The following is a 22,072-nucleotide window of genomic DNA, read 5'->3' as shown; positions in this document are numbered from 1 at the left end:
CTTGGCGGCAGTATAGAACGCGGAACACGATGCTTTGGGGTCAGCGAAGCCAGGAACCGGAAAAGAAAAACCCCGGCAAGCCGGGGTTTCTCATCGCGTTGCCGACGGGCCTCAGGCCTGCGGCGGCGCGGCGGTGACATCGCCGGCTTCGGCGGTATCGATTTCGCCTTCCTCGTCCTCGTCCAGCGACGCGTCCAGGCGCTCAACCGCCTGCAGCACCTCGCCCTCGGACAGCCGCATCAGGGTCACGCCCTGGGTGTTGCGGCCGACGCGGGAGATTTCCGAAGCGCGGGTGCGCACCAGGGTGCCGCCATCGGAAATCAGCAGCACCTCGTCGCCGGCACGCAGCAGCACCGCGCCGATCAACTTGCCATTGCGCTCGCTGGTCTGGATGCCGATCACGCCCTGGGTGCCGCGGCCCTTGCGCGGGTATTCGGCCAGCGGGGTGCGCTTGCCATAGCCGTTCTCGGTCGCGGTCAGGATGTAGGCCACGTCGGCGTCGTCGGCGCCGGTTTCCAGCACCGCCTCCTCGCCGGTTTCGACCACGTCCTCGGCGCCCTCTTCCTCGCCCTCGTCCACGCCACCGGCGGACTCGGAGACGATCAGGCTGACCACTTCCTCGCCCTCGGCCAGGCGGATGCCGCGCACGCCGGCGGCGGTGCGGCCCATCGAGCGCACCTTGTCCTCGGCGAAGCGGACGGTCTTGCCGTTGGAGGCGAACAGCAGCACGTCGTTGCCGCCATCGGTGAGCGCCACGCCGATCAGCGCGTCGCCCTCGTCCAGGCTGATGGCGATCTTGCCGCGGGCCAGGCGGAACGCGAACTCGGTCAGCGGGGTCTTCTTGACCGTGCCGCTGCGGGTGGCGAAGAACACGTAGCGGCCTTCCTCGTAGGCGCGCACGGGCAGCACCGCCTGGACCTTCTCGCCTTCCTCCAGCGGAATCCAGTTGATGATCGGGCGGCCGCGGGCATTGGAGCCGGCTTCCGGCAGCTGGTGCACCGGCAGCCAGAACACCTTGCCGCTGCTGGTGAAGGTCAGCAGGGTGTCATGGGTGTTGACCAGCCACAGCTGGTCGATGAAATCCTCTTCCTTGGTCGCCGCCGCGCTGCGGCCACGGCCGCCGCGGCGCTGGGCGCGGTAGGCGCTGACCGGCTGGCGCTTGGCGTAGCCGGCATGCGACAGGGTGACCACCACGTCTTCCGGGGCGATCAGGTCGAGGATGTCCAGATCCTCTTCGCTGTGGCGGATTTCGCTGCGGCGCGCGTCGCCGAACTCGGCCTTGACGTTCAGCAGCTCGTCGCGGATGACCTGCAGCAGCACGTCGGGGTTTTCCAGGATGCGGATCAGGCCGGCGATGACCTCCAGGAGCTCCTTGTATTCCTCGGTCAGCTTTTCCTGTTCCAGGCCGGTCAGGCGATGCAGGCGCATCTCCAGGATCTGGGTGGCCTGCACGTCGGTGAGCTGGTAGGCGCCATCGACCAGGCCCACGCCCCTGGGCAGATCTTCCGGGCGCGAGGATTCGGCGCCGGCCGCCGACAGCAGCGCGCCGACCAGGCCCGGCGTCCAGGTCTTGGCCAGCATCCGCTCCTTGGCTTCCTGCGGGTTGGCCGAGGTCTTGATCAGCTCGATCATCTCGTCGATGTTGGCGAGCGCGACCGTCAGGCCTTCCAGGATGTGGGCGCGGGCGCGGGCCTTGCGCAGTTCGAAGATGGTCCGGCGGGTGACCACCTCGCGGCGGTGGCGCACGAACGCTTCCAGCATCTGCTTCAGGTTGAGCAGCTGCGGACGGCCGTCCACCAGCGCCACCATGTTGATGCCGAACACCGATTCCATCGGGGTCTGCGAATACAGGTTGTTCAGCACGACCTCGGCCGATTCGCCGCGCTTGACCTCGATGTAGATGCGCATGCCGTCCTTGTCGGACTCGTCGCGCAGCTCGCTGATGCCCTCCAGCCGCTTTTCCTTGACCAGCTCGGCGATCTTCTCGATCAGCCGCGCCTTGTTCACCTGGTAGGGAATCTCGGTGACGATGATGGCTTCGCGGCCGGTGCGGTCATCGACCTCGATGTCGGCCTTGGCGCGCATGCGCACGCGGCCGCGGCCGGTGCGGTAGCCGGCGATGATGCCGGCGGTGCCGTTGATCAGGCCCGCGGTCGGGAAATCCGGACCGGGGATGTACTGCATCAGCCCGTCGACGTCGATCTCGGGATCGTTGATCAGCGCGATCAGCCCGTCGATCACTTCCGACAGGTTGTGCGGCGGGATGTTGGTGGCCATGCCGACCGCGATGCCGGCCGAGCCGTTGACCAGCAGGTTCGGGAACCGGGTCGGCATGACCGTCGGCTCCAGTTCCTTCTCGTCGTAGTTGGGCTGGAAATCGACGGTTTCCTTGTCGATGTCCGCCATCAGTTCGTGGGTCAGGCGCGACATGCGCGCTTCGGTGTAACGCATCGCCGCGGCGCTGTCGCCGTCGACCGAACCGAAGTTGCCCTGCCCGTCCACCAGCAGGTAGCGCAGCGAGAACGGCTGGGCCATGCGCACCAGCGTGTCGTAGACCGACTGGTCGCCGTGCGGATGGTACTTACCGATCACGTCACCGACGATACGCGCCGACTTGTAGTACGGCTTGTTGCTGTGCGCGCCCAGTTCGTTCATCGCGTACAACACACGTCGATGCACCGGCTTCAGGCCGTCCCGGACGTCCGGGAGGGCGCGCCCCACGATCACGCTCATGGCGTAATCGAGGTAGCTCTTGCGCATCTCGTCTTCGAGGTTGACGGGGATGATTTCCTTGGCGAGATCAGCCATTCGGGTTCCGTAGTCTCAGGTTTTTCGAGCCGAAACCGGCCTGCCGGGACGGAGCCGGCAACGCTAGCGCGGGCGGGGTTTCAGGCAGGTTTTTACAACCTGCGGAGTGTATCACAGGCGGGACTTTTCCGCCCGTTTTTCAGCCCCGAAACAAGCAGTTAGCCGGTCATCCGATGGCTCGCGGAGGACATCGCGCCCGAGGCCGCCGGAGCGCCCCTGTCCCTGCCCGGGGCTCCCCCTCTCCGGACGCCGGCAAATGCCACCGGGCCGGCCGGTTCAGCCGAAAGCGGCCCGCATCTTCGCCAGCGTCGGCTGCTCCACCACGCCCTTCTCGGTCACGATGGCGTCGATCAGGCTGGCGGGAGTCACGTCGAACACCGGGTTCCAGGCGGCGATGCCCTCGGCCACCGTGCGGACGCCGCCAATGCCCAGCAATTCGCCGGGATCGCGTTCCTCGATTTCGATGGCGTCGCCGTCCGGCGTGGCCATGTCGACCGTGGACGACGGCGCCACCACCATGAAGCGCGCGCCGTGGTGGCGGGCGGCGATGGCGAGCTGGTAGGTACCGATCTTGTTGGCGGTGTCGCCGTTGGCGCAGATCCGATCCGCGCCCACCACGACCCACTGCACCGCGCCGGTCTTCAGCAGGTGCGAGGCGGCCGAGTCGGCGATGAGGGTGGCCGGAATGCCGTCCTGCTGCAGTTCCCACGCGGTCAGCCGGGCGCCCTGCTGCCAGGGCCGGGTCTCGCCGGCGAACACGCGGCCAATCCGGCCCTGTGCCACGCCCGCGCGGATCACGCCAAGCGCGGTGCCGAACCCGGCGGTGGCCAGCGAACCGGTATTGCAGTGGGTCAGCACGCCGCTGCCCGCCGGGATCAGGGCCGCGCCTAGTTCACCCATGTGGCGGTTGGCGGCCAGATCCTCGTCGGCGATGGCCTGTGCCTCGCGTTCCAGCACCGCGCGCCAGTCCGCGCCCGTTCCATGCAGCGCCGCGCGCATGCGCGCCAGCGCCCAGGCCAGGTTGACCGCGGTCGGGCGCGCCGCGTTGAGGCGTTGCAGCGCCGGTTCCAGCGCGGAGGCGGCCTGCGCGCCATCGGCAGCCTCGACCGCGCGCGCGGCCAGCACCACGCCCCAGGCGGCGGAAATACCGATTGCCGGCGCGCCGCGCACGGCCAGCGCGTGGATGGCCGCGGCGACCTCGTCGCTGGTCGCGCAGGTCAGGTATTCGACCACGAACGGCAGCTTGCGCTGGTCCAGCAGTTCCAGGGCGTCGCCGGTCCAGCGGATCGGACGGATGCGGTCGTAGCGGGCGTAGTCGAAGGCGTCGTTCATCGCGCCATTGTAGCGGCCAGAAAAAAGCCCCGCGCATGGCGGGGCCTTTTCCCTGGGGATGTTCCCGTGGATATGTTCCTGCGAGGTCCGCCGTCACCAGACCCGGAACTCGGCGCGGCAGCCGCCGCTGACCCAGATGCCGCCGCGATCCCAGCCCCAGCTGCGTCCTTCGATGCACGGGGATTTGGAGATCTGCCGCTCCACCCGGGCGCCGCGCCGGACATGGGCGTCGCAATGGCGGGTGCGGTTGTCGTTGGAATCGCAGCGCACGATCTGGTTGTTGCCGCCCCAGTTGCCTCCATTTCCGCCGTTCCAGCCACCGCCGCCGCGACCGCCGACCGCGAACTCGGCGCGGCAGCCGCGCGAGACCCAGATCTGATCGCGCTCACGGCCCCAGTTGTAGCCCTCGACGCAACGGGTCTTGGAGATCTGCCGATGCAGGCGCACGTAGCCGCCGCGCGGAATCGCGCAGGTGCGGTGGCGATCGTCGTTGGAATCGCAGCGGACAATCTGGTCGCCGCCGTTTCCGTTCCAGCCTCCGCCATTCCAGCCACCACCGCCCCAACCGCCACCGCCGCGCGTGCGGAATTCGGCGCGGCAGCCGCCGGTGACCCAGATGCCGGAGCGATCCCAGCCCCAGTTGCGACCCTCGGTGCAGTAGGTCTTGGACAGCCCGCGAATCAGTTCGACGCCGCCGCGGGTATCGGCCTGGCAATGGCGGTACTTGGCGTCCTGGGACTCGCAGCGGACGACCTGCCCATAGCCATCCCCCGGGTAGCCATAGCCACGATCCTGGGCCGCCGCCGTCGCGGCCACGGAGCCCAGGGACAGCAGGGACAACAGCGGCAACATCCGATGCATGACGCGGATCGTGGCGTGCTTCATGGCGCGATCTTCCGTGGGTGGTGTTGGTGGAGAATCTACCGGACCATCATGAATGTGAACCCAAGAAACCGTTTCCGTTTTTGACGCTGCCAGAAGACGTTTGGCCGCCACTCAGGCTCGCGCGAAATCGAAGCAGAGCACGTCGGCGATGCGCGGCGTATCCAGCATCGCCATCAGCAGGCGATCCACCCCCAGGGCCACGCCCGCGCAGTCCGGAAAGCCGGCATCCAGCGCCGCCAGCAGGCGCGTATCGATGGCCGGCGCATCCTGTCCACGGGCTTGGCGCACGGCGACGTCGCGAAGGAATCGCCTTGATTGTTCGGTGCCGTCGGCCAGTTCGTGATAGCCGTTGGCCACTTCCAGCGGCCCCAGGTAGATCTCGAAGCGCTCGGCCACCGGCAGCGCGTCAGCGCGCACGCGCGCCAGCGCGCATTGCGAGGCCGGATAGTCGTACAGCGCCAGCAGTTGGTCGGCCGGAAACGCCGGCTGCAGGCGATGGGTCATCAGCAGATCCAGCCAGTCGTCGCGGTCCAGCCCTTCGGGGTCGATGCGCACGTCCGCCAGCGCGTTGCGCAGGACATCGATGTCGTCGAGCATCGGGTCGATGCCGAGCGACTCGCGATAGAGATCCCGGTACGCGACCCGGCGCAGGCGCAGGTCGCGGCCCACCAGCGCTAGGCATTCGCGCAGCAGTCCGGCGCACTCGTCGATCAGTTGCTGGTGATCCCAGCCGACCCGGTACCACTCCAGCATGGTGAACTCGGGGTTGTGCCGGCCGCCGGCTTCACCGTCGCGGAACACGCGTCCCAGTTCGTAGCAATCGCCCAGCCCCGCCGCCAGCAGTCGCTTGAGCGGAAATTCGGGCGAGGTGCGCAGCCAACGACGGCGCGGGCCGGCATCGACATGCCCGCCGAATTCCAGCGAGAACGAAGCGATGTTGGGATCGGTGTTGCCGGCCTGCGACATCACCGGCGTCTCTATTTCCATCACGTCGCGCGCGGCGAAGAACGCCCGCAGGGTGGCGTTCAAGCGGGCGCGCAGGCGGATGGCCTCGAACCGCGCCGAGGGTTGCCAGCTCATGCGTGCTTCGCCAGGAAAGCCAGCAGTTGCGCCTCGTCCCAGATTTCGATGCCCAGCTCCTGCGCTTTCGCCAGCTTGGAACCGGCGGCCTCGCCGGCCACCACCAGGCTGGTTTTCTTCGACACGCTGCCGGCGACCTTCGCGCCCAGCGCCTCGAGTTTCGCGCCGGCCTCGTCGCGGCTCATCGCCGCCAGCCCACCGGTCAGCACGACGGTCTTGCCTTCCAGCGGACCGGCCGGACCGGTGTCGCCTTCGGGCGTGATCGACAGCAGGTGTTCCACCACCTGGCCCGCGTGCGCCAGCAGCCTGGCGTGTTCGGGCGCTTCCAGCCAGGCCGCCAGCGCGTTGGCCGATTCGGACGGCAGGCCGGCGCTGACGAACTGGTGCGCCGGCGCGTCCACCAGCGCCTCCACGCGCGGGAACGCGGCGGCCAGTTGCTCGGCGCGCACGCGGGTGACCTTGGGGATTTCCAGATCCACCAGCAGCGCGGCCAAGCCGAGGTCGTCGCGCAGTTTCGGGTGCGGTGGGTGCGCGTCGGTGAGGGTGACGCCGCGCGACAGCAGATCGTCGATGACCTGCTGGTTGCCGGGCTGGTCGAAGAAATGGCCCAGCGAGCGCGCGACTTCGCCGCCGATGTCGGGCACGCGCTTGAACAGCGGCCACGGCATGCGCCGGATCAATTCCAGATCGCCGAACCACAGCGCCAGCGCCTTGGCGGTGCTCTCGCCGACATGCTGGATGCCCAGCGCGAACAGGAAGCGCTCCAGCGTGGTCGTGCGGCTGTGGTCAATCGCCTCGATCAGGTTGTCCGCCCACTTGGTGGCGACCTTGCCCGCCTTCACCGTTTCCGGCGTGGTGCCGTCGCGCTCGTCGGCGCGGCGTTTCATCTCCAGCAGGTCATCCACCGTCAGCCGGTACAGGTCGGCCACCGAGGTGACATAGCCCAGATCGCTCAACACCTCGACGTAACGCTCGCCCAGGCCCTCGATGTCCATCGCGCGGCGCGAGGCAAAGTGGCCGATGGCCTCCTTGCGCTGCGCGGCGCAGGTCAGTTCGCCGGAACAGCGCCAGACCGCCTCGCCTTCCTCGCGCACCACTTCCGAACCGCATACCGGGCACCGCGTGGGCATGGACCATGGCTGGGTACCGGGTGGGCGGCGCTCCAGCACCACCCTCACCACTTCCGGAATCACGTCGCCGGCGCGGCGGATGATCACGGTGTCGCCGTTGCGCACGTCCAGGCGGGCGATCTGATCGGCGTTGTGCAGGGTGGCGCGGGTGACGGTGACGCCGCCGACCTGCACCGGCTGCATCAGCGCCCACGGCGTGACCGCGCCGGTGCGGCCGACGTTGACCTCGATCGATTCCAGCACGGTCATCTGTTCCTGCGCCGGGAACTTGTGCGCGATCGCCCAGCGCGGCGCGCGCGAGACGAAACCCATCTCGCGCTGGCCTTCATAGTCGTCGAGCTTGTAGACCACGCCGTCGATGTCGAACGGCAGCGCGTCGCGCTTGTCGCCGACGCTCCGGTAGTAGTCGAGCAGGCCATCCACGCCGTCGACCACGCGGTTCTCCGCGCTGACCGGGAAACCCCATTCGCGCAGGCGCGCCAGGGTCTGCGAATGGCTCGCCGGCAGGTCGCCGCCCTCGACCAGCCCGACCGCGTAGGCGTAGAACGCCAGCGGACGCTGCGCGGTCATGCGCGGATCCAGCTGCCGCAGCGAGCCGGCCGCGCCGTTGCGCGGATTGGCCAGCACCTTGCCGCCCTCCTTCAGCGCGCGCTCGTTGTAGGCGCGGAACGCGGCCAGCGGCATGTACACCTCGCCGCGCACTTCCAGCACCCGCGGCCAGCCCTTGCCGCGCAGGCGCATCGGAATGGCCTTGATGGTGCGCAGGTTGGCGGTGACGTCCTCGCCGGTGGCGCCGTCGCCACGCGTGGCGCCCTGCACGAACGCGCCGTCCTCGTAACGCAGGCTGATCGCCAGGCCATCGAGCTTGGGCTCGACCGAGAACAACAGGTGCGGCCGCTTCAGCTTTTCGGCGATGCGGCGGACGAAGTCCTGCACTTCCTCGTCGCTGAAGGCATTGCCCAGCGACAGCATCGGGATCGCGTGGCGGACTTCGGCGAACCGGGCCGAGGGCGCGTTGCCGACCCGCTGGGTGGGCGAGTCCGGGGTAATCAGATCCGGGTTCGCCGCTTCCAGTTCGTCCAGTTCGCGCAGCAGCCGGTCGTACTCGGCGTCCGGGATATTGGGTTCGTCGAGGACGTGGTAGCGGTAGTTGGCATCGTCGAGCAGGCGACGCAGCTCGATGGCGCGGTCGGCGGGTGTGGGTGCGGTCATGGCGGGATTGTAGGACGGAGGGCCGCAAAGCCGGCGTGTTCTTATCGGGCGCGTTCTTATCAGGCGTGCTCTGATCCGGTGTGCTCTGACCCGGTGTGCTCTGATCCGGGCGATTCGGGAGATATGACCGCCGCGTTGGGGCGGCGCGGCGGAAGCAGCCTGGCGGGCGGATGCAGGACCCGGCCAGGGCGGCCCCGTCACAGGTCCCGGGCGCCCCGGCTTACCAGCGCGGTGGCTTGGTCAGCGGCGGCGCTTCGTGCTGGCGGTCGTAGGCGCGCAGCTCTTCGCGGATGTGCTGGATGCGCTGGCGGCCCAAGGTGTTGCGGCTGTCGTCCAGGACCACGCCGTTGAGCAGTTCGGCCATGCGCTCGACGTTGGGCAGCAGCTTCTCCCAGGCTTCCAGCGCGCTCACCGGCGCCGGCAGGGTCAGGAAGAAGGCGATGGCCGGGGTTTCCATCTCGCGGATGTTGGCCATGTCGAAACTGCCCGGCTGCATGATGTTGGCCATGCTGAAGATCGGACCGCGTTCGGGATGGCCTTCGATCAGCCGGTGGAACACGTTCATGTGGCCGAAGATCAGGCCGGTCTTCTCCGCCGCCACCACGATGTCCTCGCCGCGCAGCACCTGCCCGGCGCGTGCCGCCACGTACAGCGAGACGATCTTGTCGAAGTCCTGGTTGGCGCGTTTGCCCAGGTGGCTGTCGGCGGCGGTCGGGGTGCCGCCGGCCAGGCCGAGTTCGGGCTGGCTGACCTCGTCGCCGGAGTAATCGCGATCGGTCTCGTAGGCCGTGTCGTCGGTGGCCAGGCTGGGCTCGACGCGGGCGTTGTCGCGTTCCGTCGGTTCCAGCCGCCGGCCCTGGCTGGGCTTCTTGGGGCGGCCGAAGAAGATGATCGCCGCAATCAGGATTGCGCCGGCGATCAGGATGCCGATTCGAAGCATTGCCATGTCGGACACGTCGGATTCTCCGCCAGGGTTTGATCAGGGGTTCAGGCCGCGCCGGCCAGGCGCGCGGCTTCTTCCAGGTCCACCGACACCAGTCGGCTCACACCGGGCTCGCGCATGGTAACGCCACTGAGCTGGTGCGCGGCTTCCATGGTCGCCTTGTTGTGGCTGACGAACAGGAACTGCACCTTCTCGCTCATCTCCTTCACCATGTTGGTGAAGCGGCCGACGTTGGCCTCGTCCAGCGGCGCGTCCACTTCGTCCAGCAGGCAGAATGGCGCCGGATTGAGCTGGAAGATCGCGAACACCAGCGCCACCGCGGTCATCGCCTTCTCGCCACCGGACAGCAGCGAGATGTTGGACACGCGCTTGCCGGGCGGCCGCGCCATGATCGCCACGCCGGTGTCCAGCAGATCCTCGCCGGTCAGTTCAAGGTAGGCGTGGCCGCCGCCGAACAGGCGCGGATACAGCGCCTGCACGCCGGCATTGACCCGGTCGAAGGTGTCCTTGAAGCGGCCGCGGGTTTCGCGGTCGATCTTGCGGATGGCGTCCTCCAGCGTTTCCAGCGCGGTGGTCAGGTCGACGTGCTGCGCTTCCAGGTACTCGGCGCGCTGGGAGGCCTCGCCGTACTCGTGGATGGCGGCCAGGTTGACCGGTTCCAGCCGACGCATGCGCGAGTCGATCTGGGTGACGGCCTGCTCCCATTCGCGCGCGTCGGCCACTTCCGGCAGGGTGTTGATGACGTCCTCGACGACGAAGCCGGCGGCGACAATCCCCTGCGACAACTGCTCGGACTTCAGCGCCAGTGCCTGCTGGTCCAGCTTGCGCTGGGAGATCCGCTCGCGCTGGGCCAGTGCGGCCTCGTCGCGCTGGTGGCGGGTCTGCTCGTACTGGCGCAGTTCGTTGTCGATGCCTTCCAGCACCGAGCGCGCCTCGGCCAGCCGGCGATCGGCGTTGACACGCTCTTCCAGCGCCGCCTGGCGCTGGGCGTCCAGTTCCTGCACCGGCGAGTCGCCCTCGCTCAGCTGCAGGGTCAGTTCCTCCAGCCGCGAATCGAGCTGGCCGCGCTGGCCGCCCATCCGGTCCAGCGCCTGGCTCAGGGAGATGATCTGGGTGCGCTGCGATTCCAGGGTCAGCGCCAGCGCATGGGTGGCGTCACGCGATGCGCGCGCCGCCTCGCGGGCCAGATCGCGCGCTTCGACCAGTTGCCGGCGCTCGGATTCCAGGCCCTGCCGGGCCGATTCCAGATCGCCCATCGCGGTGACCGCTTCCTCCAGCCGCAGGCGCGCCTCGCGGGCCTGCTCGCGGCTGCCGTCCAGGGTTTCCACCAACTGGGCGATTTCCTGGTCGATCTTGTCAATGCGGTGGCGGGTGGATTCCACCCGTCCCTGTTGGCTCTGCAACTGGCCGGCCAGTTCGGACACGCCACGATGCGCCAGGTACAGGGCGCGCTGCGCGTCCTCGCGCTGCTGCTCGGCGGCCAGCAACTGGTCGCGCAGGTTGGCCAGGCGTTCTTCGAGTTCGGCCTCGCGGGTCTGCAGCGTTTCGATCTCGGCGCGCAGACCCTGGATTTCCCGCTCGCGCAGCAATGCACCCTGCTTGGCCGCGCCGGAACGCAGCACCCGCACCCAGCCGGCGCCGAGGCGCTCGCCGCTGCGGGTGATCACCGAATCGCCGTCGCCCAGCTGCGACTGCAGGCGGCGCGCTTCGGCCAGATCCTCGGCCACGTGCAGGCGCGCCAGCAGACGGCGCACCGCCGCCGGTCCCTGCACCCGCGCCGCCAGCGAGGTCGGCGCGACGTTGAAGTCGGCCTGTTCGTCGGACACCAGCGCGATGCGGCCTTCGCCGAGTTCGCCCAGGGCGTCCACCAGCGATTCCGGCGCATCCACCAGCACGCCTTCGATGAGTTGTCCGAGCGCGCCCTCGACGGCGTTTTCCCAGCCCGGCTCGACGGTCAGGCGCTCGCCCACGCGCGTCGCCGAATCCAGCCCGCGTGCCTTGAGCCAGCTCATCGCCGCGCCCTGCTCCTGGCCCAGCGCGGCATGCTGCAATGTCTCCAGCGAGGACAGCCGGCCACGGGCTTCCTGCGCGCGCTTGCGCACTTCCGACAGTTCGGTCTGCGAAGCACGCTGCTGCTCCTGCACGCCCGCCGCCGACTGCTTGCGCGACTCGACCTGCTCGGTCAGCGACTCCAGCGATTCCTTCTGGGTGTCGTGCTGGATCTGCAATTGCTCGAAGGCTTCGGCCAGCGCGTCCAGATCCAGTCCGGCGCGCTCGGCGGCCAGGTTCTCGCGGCGGCGTTCGGTTTCCAGCGCCTGGCGATCCAGATAATCGACGCGGGTGCGCTCGACCTCGCCGGCGCGCGCGGCCTCGGCCGATTCGCGCGAATGGGTTTCCCAGCGCTGCTGCCAGTCCGACAGGCGCGCTTCGGCGTCGCGCAGGGCGTCCTGCTTGAACAGGTCTTCTTCCTGCAACTGCGCCAGCCGGGGTTCGGCCTCGTCCACGCTCTCGCGCAGGACGTTGAGCTTGGTCTCGTCACCGCTGATGTGCTGGCCCAGTTCCTGCAACGCGTTGTGGGCTTCGTCGCGCGCCTTCTTCAGGCGTTCGGCCAGATCACGCTGGTGCTGCATCTGCTGTTCCAGCCGGGCCAGCGTGCTGCCGACCTGGTAGACCTCGCCCTGGGCCTTGTTGAGGCCCTCGGCGGCTTCCTCGCGGCGCAGGCGATCGGTTTCGATGTTGCGCTCGGCCTCGCGCTGCTCGGCGATCAACTGCTGCAGGCGGGTTTCTTCCTGCGACAGCTTCTCGCGCAGGCCCTGCAACTGCACGTCGAGTCCGCGGAACTCCAGCGCCTTCCACTCGGCGTCCTTCACCCGGCGCTCTTCCTGCAGGGCCTGGTACTGCTCGGCCTGCCTGGCCTGGCGCTTGAGGTGTTCCAGCTGCTTGCCGATTTCCTCGCGCAGATCGTTCAGGCGATCCAGGTTTTCGCGGGTATGGCGGATGCGGGTCTCGGTTTCCTTGCGGCGTTCCTTGTACTTGGAGATGCCGGCGGCTTCCTCCAGGTAGACGCGCAGATCCTCGGGCCGGGCCTCGATGATCTGGCTGATCATGCCCTGCTCGATGATCGAGTAGCTGCGCGGCCCCAGGCCGGTGCCGAGGAACAGGTCGGTGATGTCGCGGCGGCGGCACTTGGTGCCGTTGAGGTAGTAGTTGCTCTGGCCGTCGCGGCTGACCTGGCGCTTGACCGAGATTTCGTTGAACGCGGCGAATTCGCCGGCGATGGTGTGATCGCTGTTGTCGAAGATCAGTTCGACGGTGGCCTGCGACACCGGCTTGCGCGCCGAGCTGCCGGAAAAGATCACGTCGGTCAGCGAGTCGCCGCGCAGGCGGCTGGCGGAACTCTCGCCCATCACCCAGCGGACCGCATCGATGATGTTGGATTTGCCGCAACCGTTGGGACCGACCACGCCGGTCATGTTGGTGGGCAGGTGCAACGTGGTCGGATCGACGAAGGACTTGAAACCGGACAGCTTGATGGTCGAAAGGCGCATGCGGCGATGGTTTTCCGGGCATCGCGACCGGCCGGCCGGTGCGCTGCCAAATTGTTGGACTGGATGAGGTTGAATCGCCAAATAATTGATTTATATGGCAATCCAATACTGCTCTTGCGGCATTGACCGATGAGTATAACGGGCGCCGGCCCGGCGCGGGACCGCCCGCCCCGGCTACTCCAGGCCCAGCTCCAGCCGCGCGCCGCCCTCGTGCGCCGCCGGTCCCTTGGCGCCATCGATGAACACCCGGGTGGGATCCACCTCGCCGCCGGCCAGCAACGCATCCTGGACGGCGTTGGCGCGGGCGCGTCCCAGCGCGGCCAGTTCGTCGTCGCCGGGCCGGTACCGGGGCAGCAGCGCCTGGCGCAGCCAGGTCACCTCGGCCGTCTGGCGCGCGGCCTTGCGTGCCTTGCGATCCAGTTCCTCCTGGTCAGCCTCCCGCCCGGCCTCCTCGGCCGCCTCCGGGATGTCCGGCTTGCGTCCCAGTTGCTGCCGGTACAGTGCCTCCAGCAGATCCCGCTGCTCCCCGGCCTCCAGCGCCGCGACCGCGACCGGCTCGCCCTCGCGCCGGCCCAGCATCGCCGCGTCCAGCCGCTGCCCGGCAATCGCCTCGGCCTCGCCCTCCAGGGCGGTGCCGGCCGGAATGTCCAGCCGCAGCGCCGGGCGTTCCACCAACGCCTTGGCCAACGCGCCCAGGCTGGTGCGCGCGGGTTCGCCCAGTTCGCTGGAGCCGGCGGCGAAATCGACGTAGCGTGCCTGTTCCGCGCCCTTGAACAGCGAGCCGATGAAATCGAACGGCGCGGTCACCGCCTTGACCAGGATGTTCTTCAGGATCTGCCAGACGATCGGCCACACCCGGAAGCTGGGATCGTCCAGCGAGCCGTTCACTGGCAAATCCAGATCGATCACGCCCTGGCGGTTCTTCAGCAGCGAGGTCGCCAACCGGATGGGCAGCGAGACCTTTTCCTGGCTGTCGGTCGCCTCGCCCCACTCCAGCTGATCCAGCACGACATGGTGGGCCGCCTGCAATTTGCGATGGTCGATCTGGTAATGCAGTTCGGTGCTGAGCTTGCCCTTGGCGATGGCGTAGCCGGCGAAGCGTCCGGAGTACGGATTGAAGATGGGCAGATCGATGTTGCGGAAGCTCATCTTCAAATCGGTGCGCTCGTCGTAGGCGAACGGGTTGAGCGTGCCGGAGATCTCCACCGGCGAGTAGCGGTTGACCACCTGCCCGTGCAGATCCACGCGGGCCTGCGCCGAGGGCGCGGTGGACAGCCCGCGGATATGGCCGCGCAGGGCGGCGATGTCGGCGCGGAAGCCGGGATCCATGGAGGCGTCGGCGAACGCCATGGTGCCGTTTTCCAATTGCAGATCGTCCAGCTTGATGGCCATCGCCGGTCCCGACGATGACGCCGGTGCCGACGTGGCGGCCGGCGCCGGGCTGGCGAACAGCCGGCTGAGGTTGACGGTGCGATCCGGCTCCACCGCCACGATGGCGAACGGCTTGCGCATGACGACCCGGGCGATCTGCAGGCGATCCGGCGCCTGCGCATAGCGCAGGCCGCCGATATCCATCCGCTCCCAGGCCACCACCTGCCGCTTGCTTGCCCGCTCCAGCAGCGAGAAGCCGTCGATGCGGCCTTCGCCATTGAAGGCCAGGGCCGCGCCGCGCTTTCCGTCCCCCGGCAGGGTAAGTTCGCCGTTCGCGCCGAGGGTGCCCGAGCGCAATTCCAGGGCGGGGAAATCCGGCAGGTAGGCCAGCACGTCGCGCAGCGGCAGGCCGGTCAGATCCAGTTGCAGGCGCCCGGCCACGGTGGCGGGTACCACTTCGCCCTGCACGGCCAGCCGGGTCTTGCCGTTGACGGTGGCCGACGCCGCTATCGGCAATGGCTTGTCCAGATCCAGGCTGACCCCGCGGGTGCTGGCGGTCAGCGCCTGCAGGCGGAAGCGGCTGGCCGGCCGGACGGCGCGGTCCTGCACATCGACCTCGGCGTCCTCCAGCGCCACTTCGCCCAGATTGAACCGCCAAGCCGGGCCCGGCGTCGTGGCGGCGGGCGCGGAAGCGGCTTCCGGCGTCGACGGGAACAAGCGCATCAGGCTGATCGCGCCGTTGGCCTCGCGGGTCAGCGCGGTCCGCAAGCCGCCCACCCGCAGGCGATCGGCGACGACCTCGCGCTTGCCGAGCGAGAAACGGGCGCCGGCCAGCGCGATCTCGCCCAGGGTGGCCGCGTTCCCGGTTTCGCCGCGCACGCGCACGCCCACTCCGCTGGCCTGCGCGCGGGACAGCGTCGCTTCCAGCAACGTGCCCGTCGAGGTGCCGGCGGCGAAGCGGTAGCGGCCGGCCACATCGAAGCGGCCGCCATGCAGTTCGAACGGCAGCGCCTCGCTGAGGAAGGCGTAGGCGGTGTCGACCTGGAGATTGGCCGCGCCCAGTTCGCCGTCTGAGGCGAACGGCCGCAACGAGAGTTGCCCGCGCCAGTCGAAGCGTTCGCCCTGATCGCCAGTGGCGGCCAGGTGGAATCCACCGCCCTTGCCGTTGCCCTGCGCGGTGCGGAAATCGCGCAGTTCGAACCGGATCGGCGCCAGCCGCTTGCTGGGCTGCAGGCGCCGGCTGTGATCGGCGAAATCGATTGCACCGTCGGCCACCACGAGATGCGCGATCAGCACGTCCGGCGGCGGACCGTCGTCCTTCGAAGGAGGAACCAGGTCGGCCAGGTTGAGCGAACCATCGGCGCGCACCAGCGCCTGCGCGTAGGGCCCGTCCAGGGTCACTTCGCGGAAGGTCCAGGCCCCTTTCCACAGGGAGGAGATCTGGAAATCGATGACCGCCCGGCGCAGCGCGACCAGCGGCTTCTGCCCCGCCGTCGCCGCAGGCTCTTGTATCGCCAGCGCGGTGGCCTCGGCGCGGAAGGTGAAGGGGTTGAATCGCAGTTCGCCCAGGCTCAGCGACTTGCCCAGTTCCTCGCGGACGTAGTCGGTGGCCTCGGCGCGGGCGAAGCGCGGCAGCCACCAGAAGCCCGCCAGCGCGTACAGCCCCACCACCAGCAACGGCAGGACGATGACCCAAAGCAGTCGACGACGGATCCAGCCCAGCATGACCTGCTCCTTGGAAGGCGCCCGCCTCCGCACCGGCCCTTTGCCGGTCGGAGCGGAACGAATGGGGCCCGGAGGACCGCCCGATGGTCGGAACAATCACCTTAGCCTGCCCGCCGCCGGGCGCGCCAGCGCCACGCGGGCGCACGTCCGCCGATGGCCTGTTAGGATCGGGGAGTTTGTTTGCGACACCCTTTCCCCCTCACCAACTGGTCACACCGCCGTGTCTCTTTTTGCATCCGTCGAACTGGTTCCGGGCGATCCGATCCTGGGCATGACCGAGGCCTACAACGCCGATTCCCGCCCCGGCAAGGTCAATCTGGGCGTTGGCATCTACTACGACGAACAGGGCCGCATTCCCCTGCTCGATTCCGTCCGCGAGATCGAACAGGTCCTGGCCGCGGACGCCAAACCGCGCGGCTACCTGCCCATCGACGGCCTGCCGGGCTACAACCTGGCGACCCAGAAACTGCTGTTCGGCGCCGGTTCCACCGCGCTGGAGGCCGGCCGCGTGGTCACCGCGCAGACCATCGGCGGCAGCGGCGCCCTGCGCATCGGTGCCGACTTCCTGAAGCGCGCGCTGCCGCAGGCGAAGATCGCCATCAGCAACCCGAGTTGGGAAAACCATCGCGTGGTGTTCGGCACCGCTGGCTTCGAGGTCAGCGACTACCGCTACTACGACCCGGCCACCCACGGCCTGGATTTCGCCGGCATGCTGGCCGACCTGGGCGCGCTGGAGCCTGGCACCGTGGTGCTGCTGCACGCCTGCTGCCACAACCCGACCGGCGTCGACCTGACCGCCGCGCAGTGGGCGCAGGTGGTGGAACTGGTGAAGGAACGCGGCCTGCTGCCCTTCATCGACATCGCCTACCAGGGTTTCGACCAGGGCACCGACGCCGACGCCACCGCGATCCGCCTGTTCGCCGATTCCGGCATCCCGGCGTTCGTGGTCGCCAGTTCGTATTCCAAATCGTTCTCGCTGTATGGCGAGCGCGTGGGCGCGCTGTCGATCGTCTCGGCCGACCGCGACGAGGCCAAGCGCGTGCAGTCGCACATCAAGCGCACCATCCGTTCCAACTACTCCAGTCCCGCCACCCACGGCGGCGCGCTGGTGTCCGGCGTGCTCGGCAGCGACGAACTGCGCGCGCGCTGGGAGAAGGAACTGGGCGGCATGCGCGAGCGCATCCACACCCTGCGCGCCGGGCTGGTGTCCAAGCTGGCGGCGCTGGGCGCGCCGGAGTTCGGCTTCATCCAGCAGCAGGCCGGCATGTTCTCGTACTCCGGTCTGAGCAAGGCCCAGGTCGATCGCCTGCGCGAGGAATACGCGATCTACGCCATCGGCACCGGCCGCATCTGCGTGGCCGCGCTCAACAGCCAGAACATCGACAAGGTGGCCGAAGCGGTCTATGCGGTGAGCCGCGGCTGAGTCTGCGTTCCTCCGCGGTCTGTCTGGAACCCCCGGCATTGCCGGGGGTTTTCTTTTGGGCTCCGTGCGAAAAGCAAATCCCCCGCCACCCGCTCACGCGGGTGGCCGCCCCCTTTGATCAGCCATTCGGCTGTTGGGAAGCGCTGCAAAGGGGGCATCCCACGCTCCGCCACACCCATCGCATCCCTATCATCCGCACCGAGGCCCGCCGCCTGCGACGTCGCCTTTCCTCTTCCTTTGCAAAAAGGGGGACCGAGTGGGATTTGCCTTTTTGCTTTGTCCTGAAGCCCTCACCCCCCGTCCAGCTACCCCGCGATCGCATCGATATCGTTCGCGCTGAATCCTGCCGCCTGCGACCTCGCCGTTCTTCCCCCTTTGCAGCGCTTCCCAACAGCCGAATGGCTGGTCAAAAGGGGGACCGAGGGGGATTTGCCTTTGCTTTGTCCGGAGCCCTCAACGCTTGTCCAGATACCCCGCGATCGCATCGATATCGTTCGCGCTGAGTCCCGCCGCTTGCGCGCGCATCACGCCGTGGGTAAGCGTGTCGACGATGTAGGCGCGGCTGCGGCTTTCCAGCAGCGTGCGCGGGGGGATGTTGCCCTGAGGATGATCGTGGCAGGCCGCGCAGCGTTGCTTGAACAGGGCCTCCCCATCCAGTCCCGAATCGGCCACCGCTGGGACTTGCGAAGCACCCGCCGTCGCATCGGCGACGACCTTCGGCGGCACGCGTGCGGGCGCGCCGGGACCGAATGCCTGGATCCGATCCGTCCCCACCACCACCGCGCCATGGGCGAACACCGGTTCGTTGTACTTGCCCGAGGTGTGCAACTGGCCCGGCGCGCTCTTCCACAACAGATCCAGCGTGTGGCCTTCCAGCGCGTACAGGACCGGTGCGGGCGCGCCGGGGCCGGCCAGCGGCGCGGAGCGGCGGGCGTTCTCGTCGAGGACCCAGACGATCGGATCCCGCGCGCCGTCGCTGCTGATCACCGGCGACCCGGGATTGATGAAGACCAGTTCCATCTGCCGGCGCGCGATCGCCAGGTGCGCGGGCTGTCCGGGCGTGGTCACCACGCGCAGCTTGACCAGCGACGGCGGGACCGCGTCCGCCGAACCTTCGGCACGCCGGGTGTTGCCAGTCATGTAGACATGGATCGCGCCGCTATCGTCCCGGTGATACGCGGGCACCGAACGGCCGCGCGCCTGATCCATCGCCGCGTCCTGCTCCGAGTACGGGCCAAACACGCTCAGCGGTCCGCGCCCGGCGAACTGCGGTTGCCGCTGCGGCGGCAGCAACGAACCGTCGCTGGCCGCGCTTCCGCCGCAGGCCGGGCGTTGGTCCAGTTTTCCGGGCAGATGATCGCGGTCTAGCAGGTACGCGTTGCCCTGCTTGCCGCCGACCACCATCAGGCGCGTCGTCGTGGTCTGCGCGGGCTCCAGATCCGCCAGCAGGCTGGCGCCACCGGATCCCAGATCGATATCCATCTTCGCGCTGCCGCAATGATTGAACGGCGTGTAGGTGCCCCGCAGTCGCAGGCCGACATCGGCGGAGTCGGACAGTTTCAGGACCGATTGGGTCCAGTCATGCGACTGGTCGCGGTAGCCGTCGAACCCGCTGCCGGTGACCACGAACACGTCGCCTGCCGCGTCGATCGCCGGTCCCCCCGCGCCCCAGATGCCGCCGCTGCCACGATGCGGCATCGCCGCCGCGGCGAACGCGCTGGCCACCCGCGGACGCCGCGTATCGACCGCGACCAACCAGCCGGTTTCGGTCTCGCCGAAAGTCACGTACAACCGTGAACCATCCGGGCTCAGGTTGAGCGCGCCACGTTGCACGCGAAAATCGAAACGCCGTTTCGGCGGCACCGGCGACGGGCCGGCATTGGCGTTGACCGCGTTGAAGCGCGTCTCGTCCAGTCGCACCGGCCAGCCCTCGATGACCTTGCCGCTGCCGATGTCCAGCGCGTACGCCTGCCAGCGCTCCTTCGGATCGCAACTGGTGACATAGATCCGCCCCCGTGCCGTGTCGATCACCGGTGTGCTCAACACGCCGGTCGGCACCGCATCCAGCGGCGCGGGTTGCAGGTGACAGGGTGGCGCCAGCCGCGTGCGCCAGAGGATGCGCCCGGGCGCCACGTCGCCGGCCTTGCCGGCGTTGATCGCATACACGTAGCCATGATTGCTGGCGGCGAACACGACCTTGAAGGTCTGGCCGCGGTGCTGGCCTTCGCTCATGCGGACCTGTTCCAGGTACAACGGCGAGGCGTACAGGCGTGGCGCCTGGCCTTCGTAGGCATCCAGCGGCGGCGATTCCCACAGCAGGCCGAACGAGGGATCTTCCAGTTGGGCCCGCGTTGGCGCGGTTCCTTGGCGATGCCAGCCACTGCGCTGACGATCCGCATGGAAGGTGGTGACGTCACGCACCGACGCGGTGACCGCGCGGGAAGTGCCGGTGACCGCGGGCGGCGCCGGCGTGGCGGGAGCCGGCGACTGCGCGCCGTCGTCGGGAACCTCGATGCCGGCGGTCCACAGGATCGCGTTCAACAACACCCGCCGCAACATCGGCTGCTCCAGCGCGGCCAGGAAATGCGCGCCGCTGTAACCGAACGAACGGCCGCCGTCCGGGCGTTCGTAGGCCCAGCCCACGGTGACCGTTTCGGCGCGGTCCTCCACCACGTCCGCGCCATCGCGGTACTGCGCGTGCAGGGTGCTGCGCAGCACCGGCCGCACGCCGCTCGCGGCAAAGCGCAGGGTCGGATAGAACTCGTCGCGGTAGGTAAACGCATCCACCCCACGGATGATCGGGTGCGCAGCATCGGCGGGCGACACCGTTGCGGTCTCGGTGGTGCGATCGAACATGCCCACGCGTTCGGCGCCCAGCCAGGCACGCAGATCCAGCGACGCATCGTCGGCCGGCACGGTGGAGGCCTGGTGCAGTGCGACCAGCCCGACGCCCTGCCGGACCAGTTCGCCCAACTGTTCGCGATGCGCGGCATCACGCAGCGGGTGCCGGTCCAGTCCGTCGAAATACAGCACCACGGTCGAAGCGCCCCGCAACGCGGCGGGATCCGCCGGCCAGCCCCGTTCGTACACGACGATCTCCGCGCCACGCCCCTGCGGCGATTCACCCAGCATCGACGCCAGCCGCTGCACGCCCTCGGCATAGGCATGCCGCCCCGGGCCCTCGCTGCCAACCCCGCCGATCAGCACGATCCTGCGGCCCGCGCCCGGTCCGTCACAGGCGCCGGCCAGCAACACCAGCAGCGCAAGGCCGACGCGCAGCGCGGCGCGGAATCGCGCACGCGCCCATCTCCTGTCCCTCTTCCGCACTGGCCCCTCTCCCGTGACGGACGTTCGCAAACCTTGCTCACGAGGCTAGGACGGGCACGAGGCGGATGGAATCCGCTGCCGCTACGTTCTGAGGCTAGATTTTGTTGCCTGCGGCGGACAGGCAAGCGACGGCGAAGCCGGGCCAGGGCCCGCCTCGCGGGTTCACCGCAGGCGGCGACCGCTTTCCGGGTCGAAGAAATGCAGGTGCGCCGGATCCACCGCCAGGCGCAGGCCGGCACCCGCGCGCGGGAGCTGTCGTGGCGGCAACCGCGAGACCAGCGCATGGGGACCGAGGGTCATGTTCACGAACACCTCGCTGCCGACCGGCTCCACCACTTCCACCAGCGTGTCGAAACCGGCCTCGTCCGGTACGACCGGTCGCAGATGTTCCGGGCGCACGCCCATCGCCACCGTCCTGCCCAGCCAGTCCTCGCCTGCCCGCGCGTCGCCGAGCGGAATCGACAGGCCCGCGTCGAGCACCAGCCGCAGCCCTCCCGCGTGCTCCAGGCGCCCGTGCAGCACGTTCATCGCCGGGCTGCCGAGAAAGCCGGCGACGAACAGGTTGGCCGGATGCTCATACAGCGCCATCGGCGTGTCGATCTGCTGGATCTGGCCGTCCTTGAGCACCACGATGCGCTGGCCGAGGGTCATCGCCTCGACCTGATCGTGGGTCACGTAGATCATGGTCGCGCCCAACTGGCGATGCAGCCGCGCGATTTCGGTGCGCATCGAATGGCGCAGCTTGGCGTCCAGGTTCGACAGCGGTTCGTCGAGCAGGAACACCGCCGGCTCGCGCACCAGTGCCCGTCCCAGCGCGACCCGCTGGCGCTGGCCGCCGGACATCTCGCGCGGCAGCTTGTCCAGCATCTGGCCCAGGCCCAGCGTGTCGGCAGCGGCATTGACCCGTTGTTCGATCACCGCGCGCGGATGCCCGCGCAGCTTCAATCCGAAGGCCAGGTTCTCGGCCACCGTCATGTGCGGATACAACGCGTAGTTCTGGAACACCATGGCGATGTCGCGATCCTTGGGCGCGACCTCGTTGACCACCCGGTCACCGATCGACAACGTGCCACCGGAGATTTCCTCCAGCCCGGCGATCATCCGCAGCAGGGTCGACTTGCCGCAGCCGGACGGGCCGACCAACACCATCAGTTCGCCGTCGGCGACCTCGAAACTCGCCCCGTGCACGGCCACCTGGCCGTTGCCGTAGACCTTGCGGACATTGTCCAGCCGCACACTCGCCATCTGCTCTCCCGGGCGGCCTGCGCCACCGTGTTGTCGGACCTGC

General features: G+C 68.6%; 11 protein-coding genes. 1 reads left to right on the top strand and 10 read right to left on the bottom strand.

The genetic code is table 11. From position 1 onward, the window contains the following. Nucleotides 1–111 precede the first annotated feature (111 nt). From gyrA to IB228_RS04895, 8 genes are all read right to left on the bottom strand, one after another. Entirely contained in the window at nt 112–2,808 is a 2,697-nt protein-coding gene (gyrA, locus tag IB228_RS04930; RefSeq protein WP_192197712.1) for a DNA gyrase subunit A, read from the bottom strand. Nucleotides 2,809–3,084: 276 nt separating this feature from the next. Then, the gene (mtnA, locus tag IB228_RS04925; RefSeq protein ID WP_183641849.1) at nt 3,085–4,140 is read right to left on the bottom strand and encodes an S-methyl-5-thioribose-1-phosphate isomerase; all 1,056 of its coding nucleotides are present in this window, start codon (nt 4,138–4,140) and stop codon (nt 3,085–3,087) included. Between the two features lie 93 nt (nt 4,141–4,233). Continuing rightward, a complete protein-coding gene (locus IB228_RS04920; RefSeq protein ID WP_225562222.1) occupies nt 4,234–5,025 on the bottom strand; it encodes a DUF3011 domain-containing protein in 792 nt (263 codons plus the stop codon). Nucleotides 5,026–5,136: 111 nt separating this feature from the next. After that, on the bottom strand, nt 5,137–6,105 hold the full coding sequence (gene epmA / locus IB228_RS04915) for an EF-P lysine aminoacylase EpmA (protein WP_192197711.1): 969 nt from the start codon (nt 6,103–6,105) through the stop codon (nt 5,137–5,139). After that, nucleotides 6,102–8,447 carry an NAD-dependent DNA ligase LigA gene (ligA, locus tag IB228_RS04910; protein ID WP_183641855.1) on the bottom strand — a complete coding sequence of 782 codons (2,346 nt, stop codon included), beginning with the start codon at nt 8,445–8,447 and terminating at the stop codon, nt 6,102–6,104. Before ligA ends, epmA begins: the two co-directional genes overlap by 4 nt. Before the next feature lie 220 nt (nt 8,448–8,667). Continuing rightward, nucleotides 8,668–9,402: a cell division protein ZipA gene (gene zipA, locus IB228_RS04905; protein WP_183641858.1), complete on the bottom strand. Its 735-nt coding sequence runs from the start codon at nt 9,400–9,402 to the stop codon at nt 8,668–8,670. A 32-nt stretch (nt 9,403–9,434) separates the two neighbouring features. Beyond that, nucleotides 9,435–12,938: a chromosome segregation protein SMC gene (gene smc / locus IB228_RS04900; protein ID WP_192197710.1), complete on the bottom strand. Its 3,504-nt coding sequence runs from the start codon at nt 12,936–12,938 to the stop codon at nt 9,435–9,437. A 174-nt stretch (nt 12,939–13,112) separates the two neighbouring features. Beyond that, nucleotides 13,113–16,034, bottom strand: coding sequence for a DUF748 domain-containing protein (locus tag IB228_RS04895; protein WP_192197709.1), 2,922 nt, complete (start codon nt 16,032–16,034; stop codon nt 13,113–13,115). A gap of 220 nt (nt 16,035–16,254) precedes the next feature. Between IB228_RS04895 and IB228_RS04890 the strand changes: the two genes are divergently transcribed. After that, nucleotides 16,255–17,457 (top strand): amino acid aminotransferase, encoded by a 1,203-nt coding sequence (locus IB228_RS04890; RefSeq protein ID WP_192197708.1) that lies wholly within the window; start codon nt 16,255–16,257, stop codon nt 17,455–17,457. 453 nt (nt 17,458–17,910) lie between these two features. Here the strand turns inward: IB228_RS04890 and IB228_RS04885 are convergent, their stop codons facing one another. Continuing rightward, nucleotides 17,911–20,784, bottom strand: a complete 2,874-nt coding sequence (locus IB228_RS04885; protein WP_192197707.1) for a ThuA domain-containing protein — start codon at nt 20,782–20,784, stop codon at nt 17,911–17,913. 162 nt (nt 20,785–20,946) lie between these two features. Further along, complete coding sequence (gene ugpC / locus IB228_RS04880) at nt 20,947–22,029, bottom strand: sn-glycerol-3-phosphate ABC transporter ATP-binding protein UgpC (protein WP_183641875.1); 1,083 nt, start codon at nt 22,027–22,029, stop codon at nt 20,947–20,949. Between the last annotated feature and the right edge of the window lie 43 nt (nt 22,030–22,072).

This window comes from Pseudoxanthomonas sp. PXM04, assembly GCF_014851695.1.
Taxonomy (GTDB): Bacteria; Pseudomonadota; Gammaproteobacteria; order Xanthomonadales; family Xanthomonadaceae; genus Pseudoxanthomonas_A; species Pseudoxanthomonas_A beigongshangi.
The sequence above is the reverse complement of the archived record's forward strand: the minus strand, read 5'-3'. Positions and strand labels throughout refer to the sequence as shown.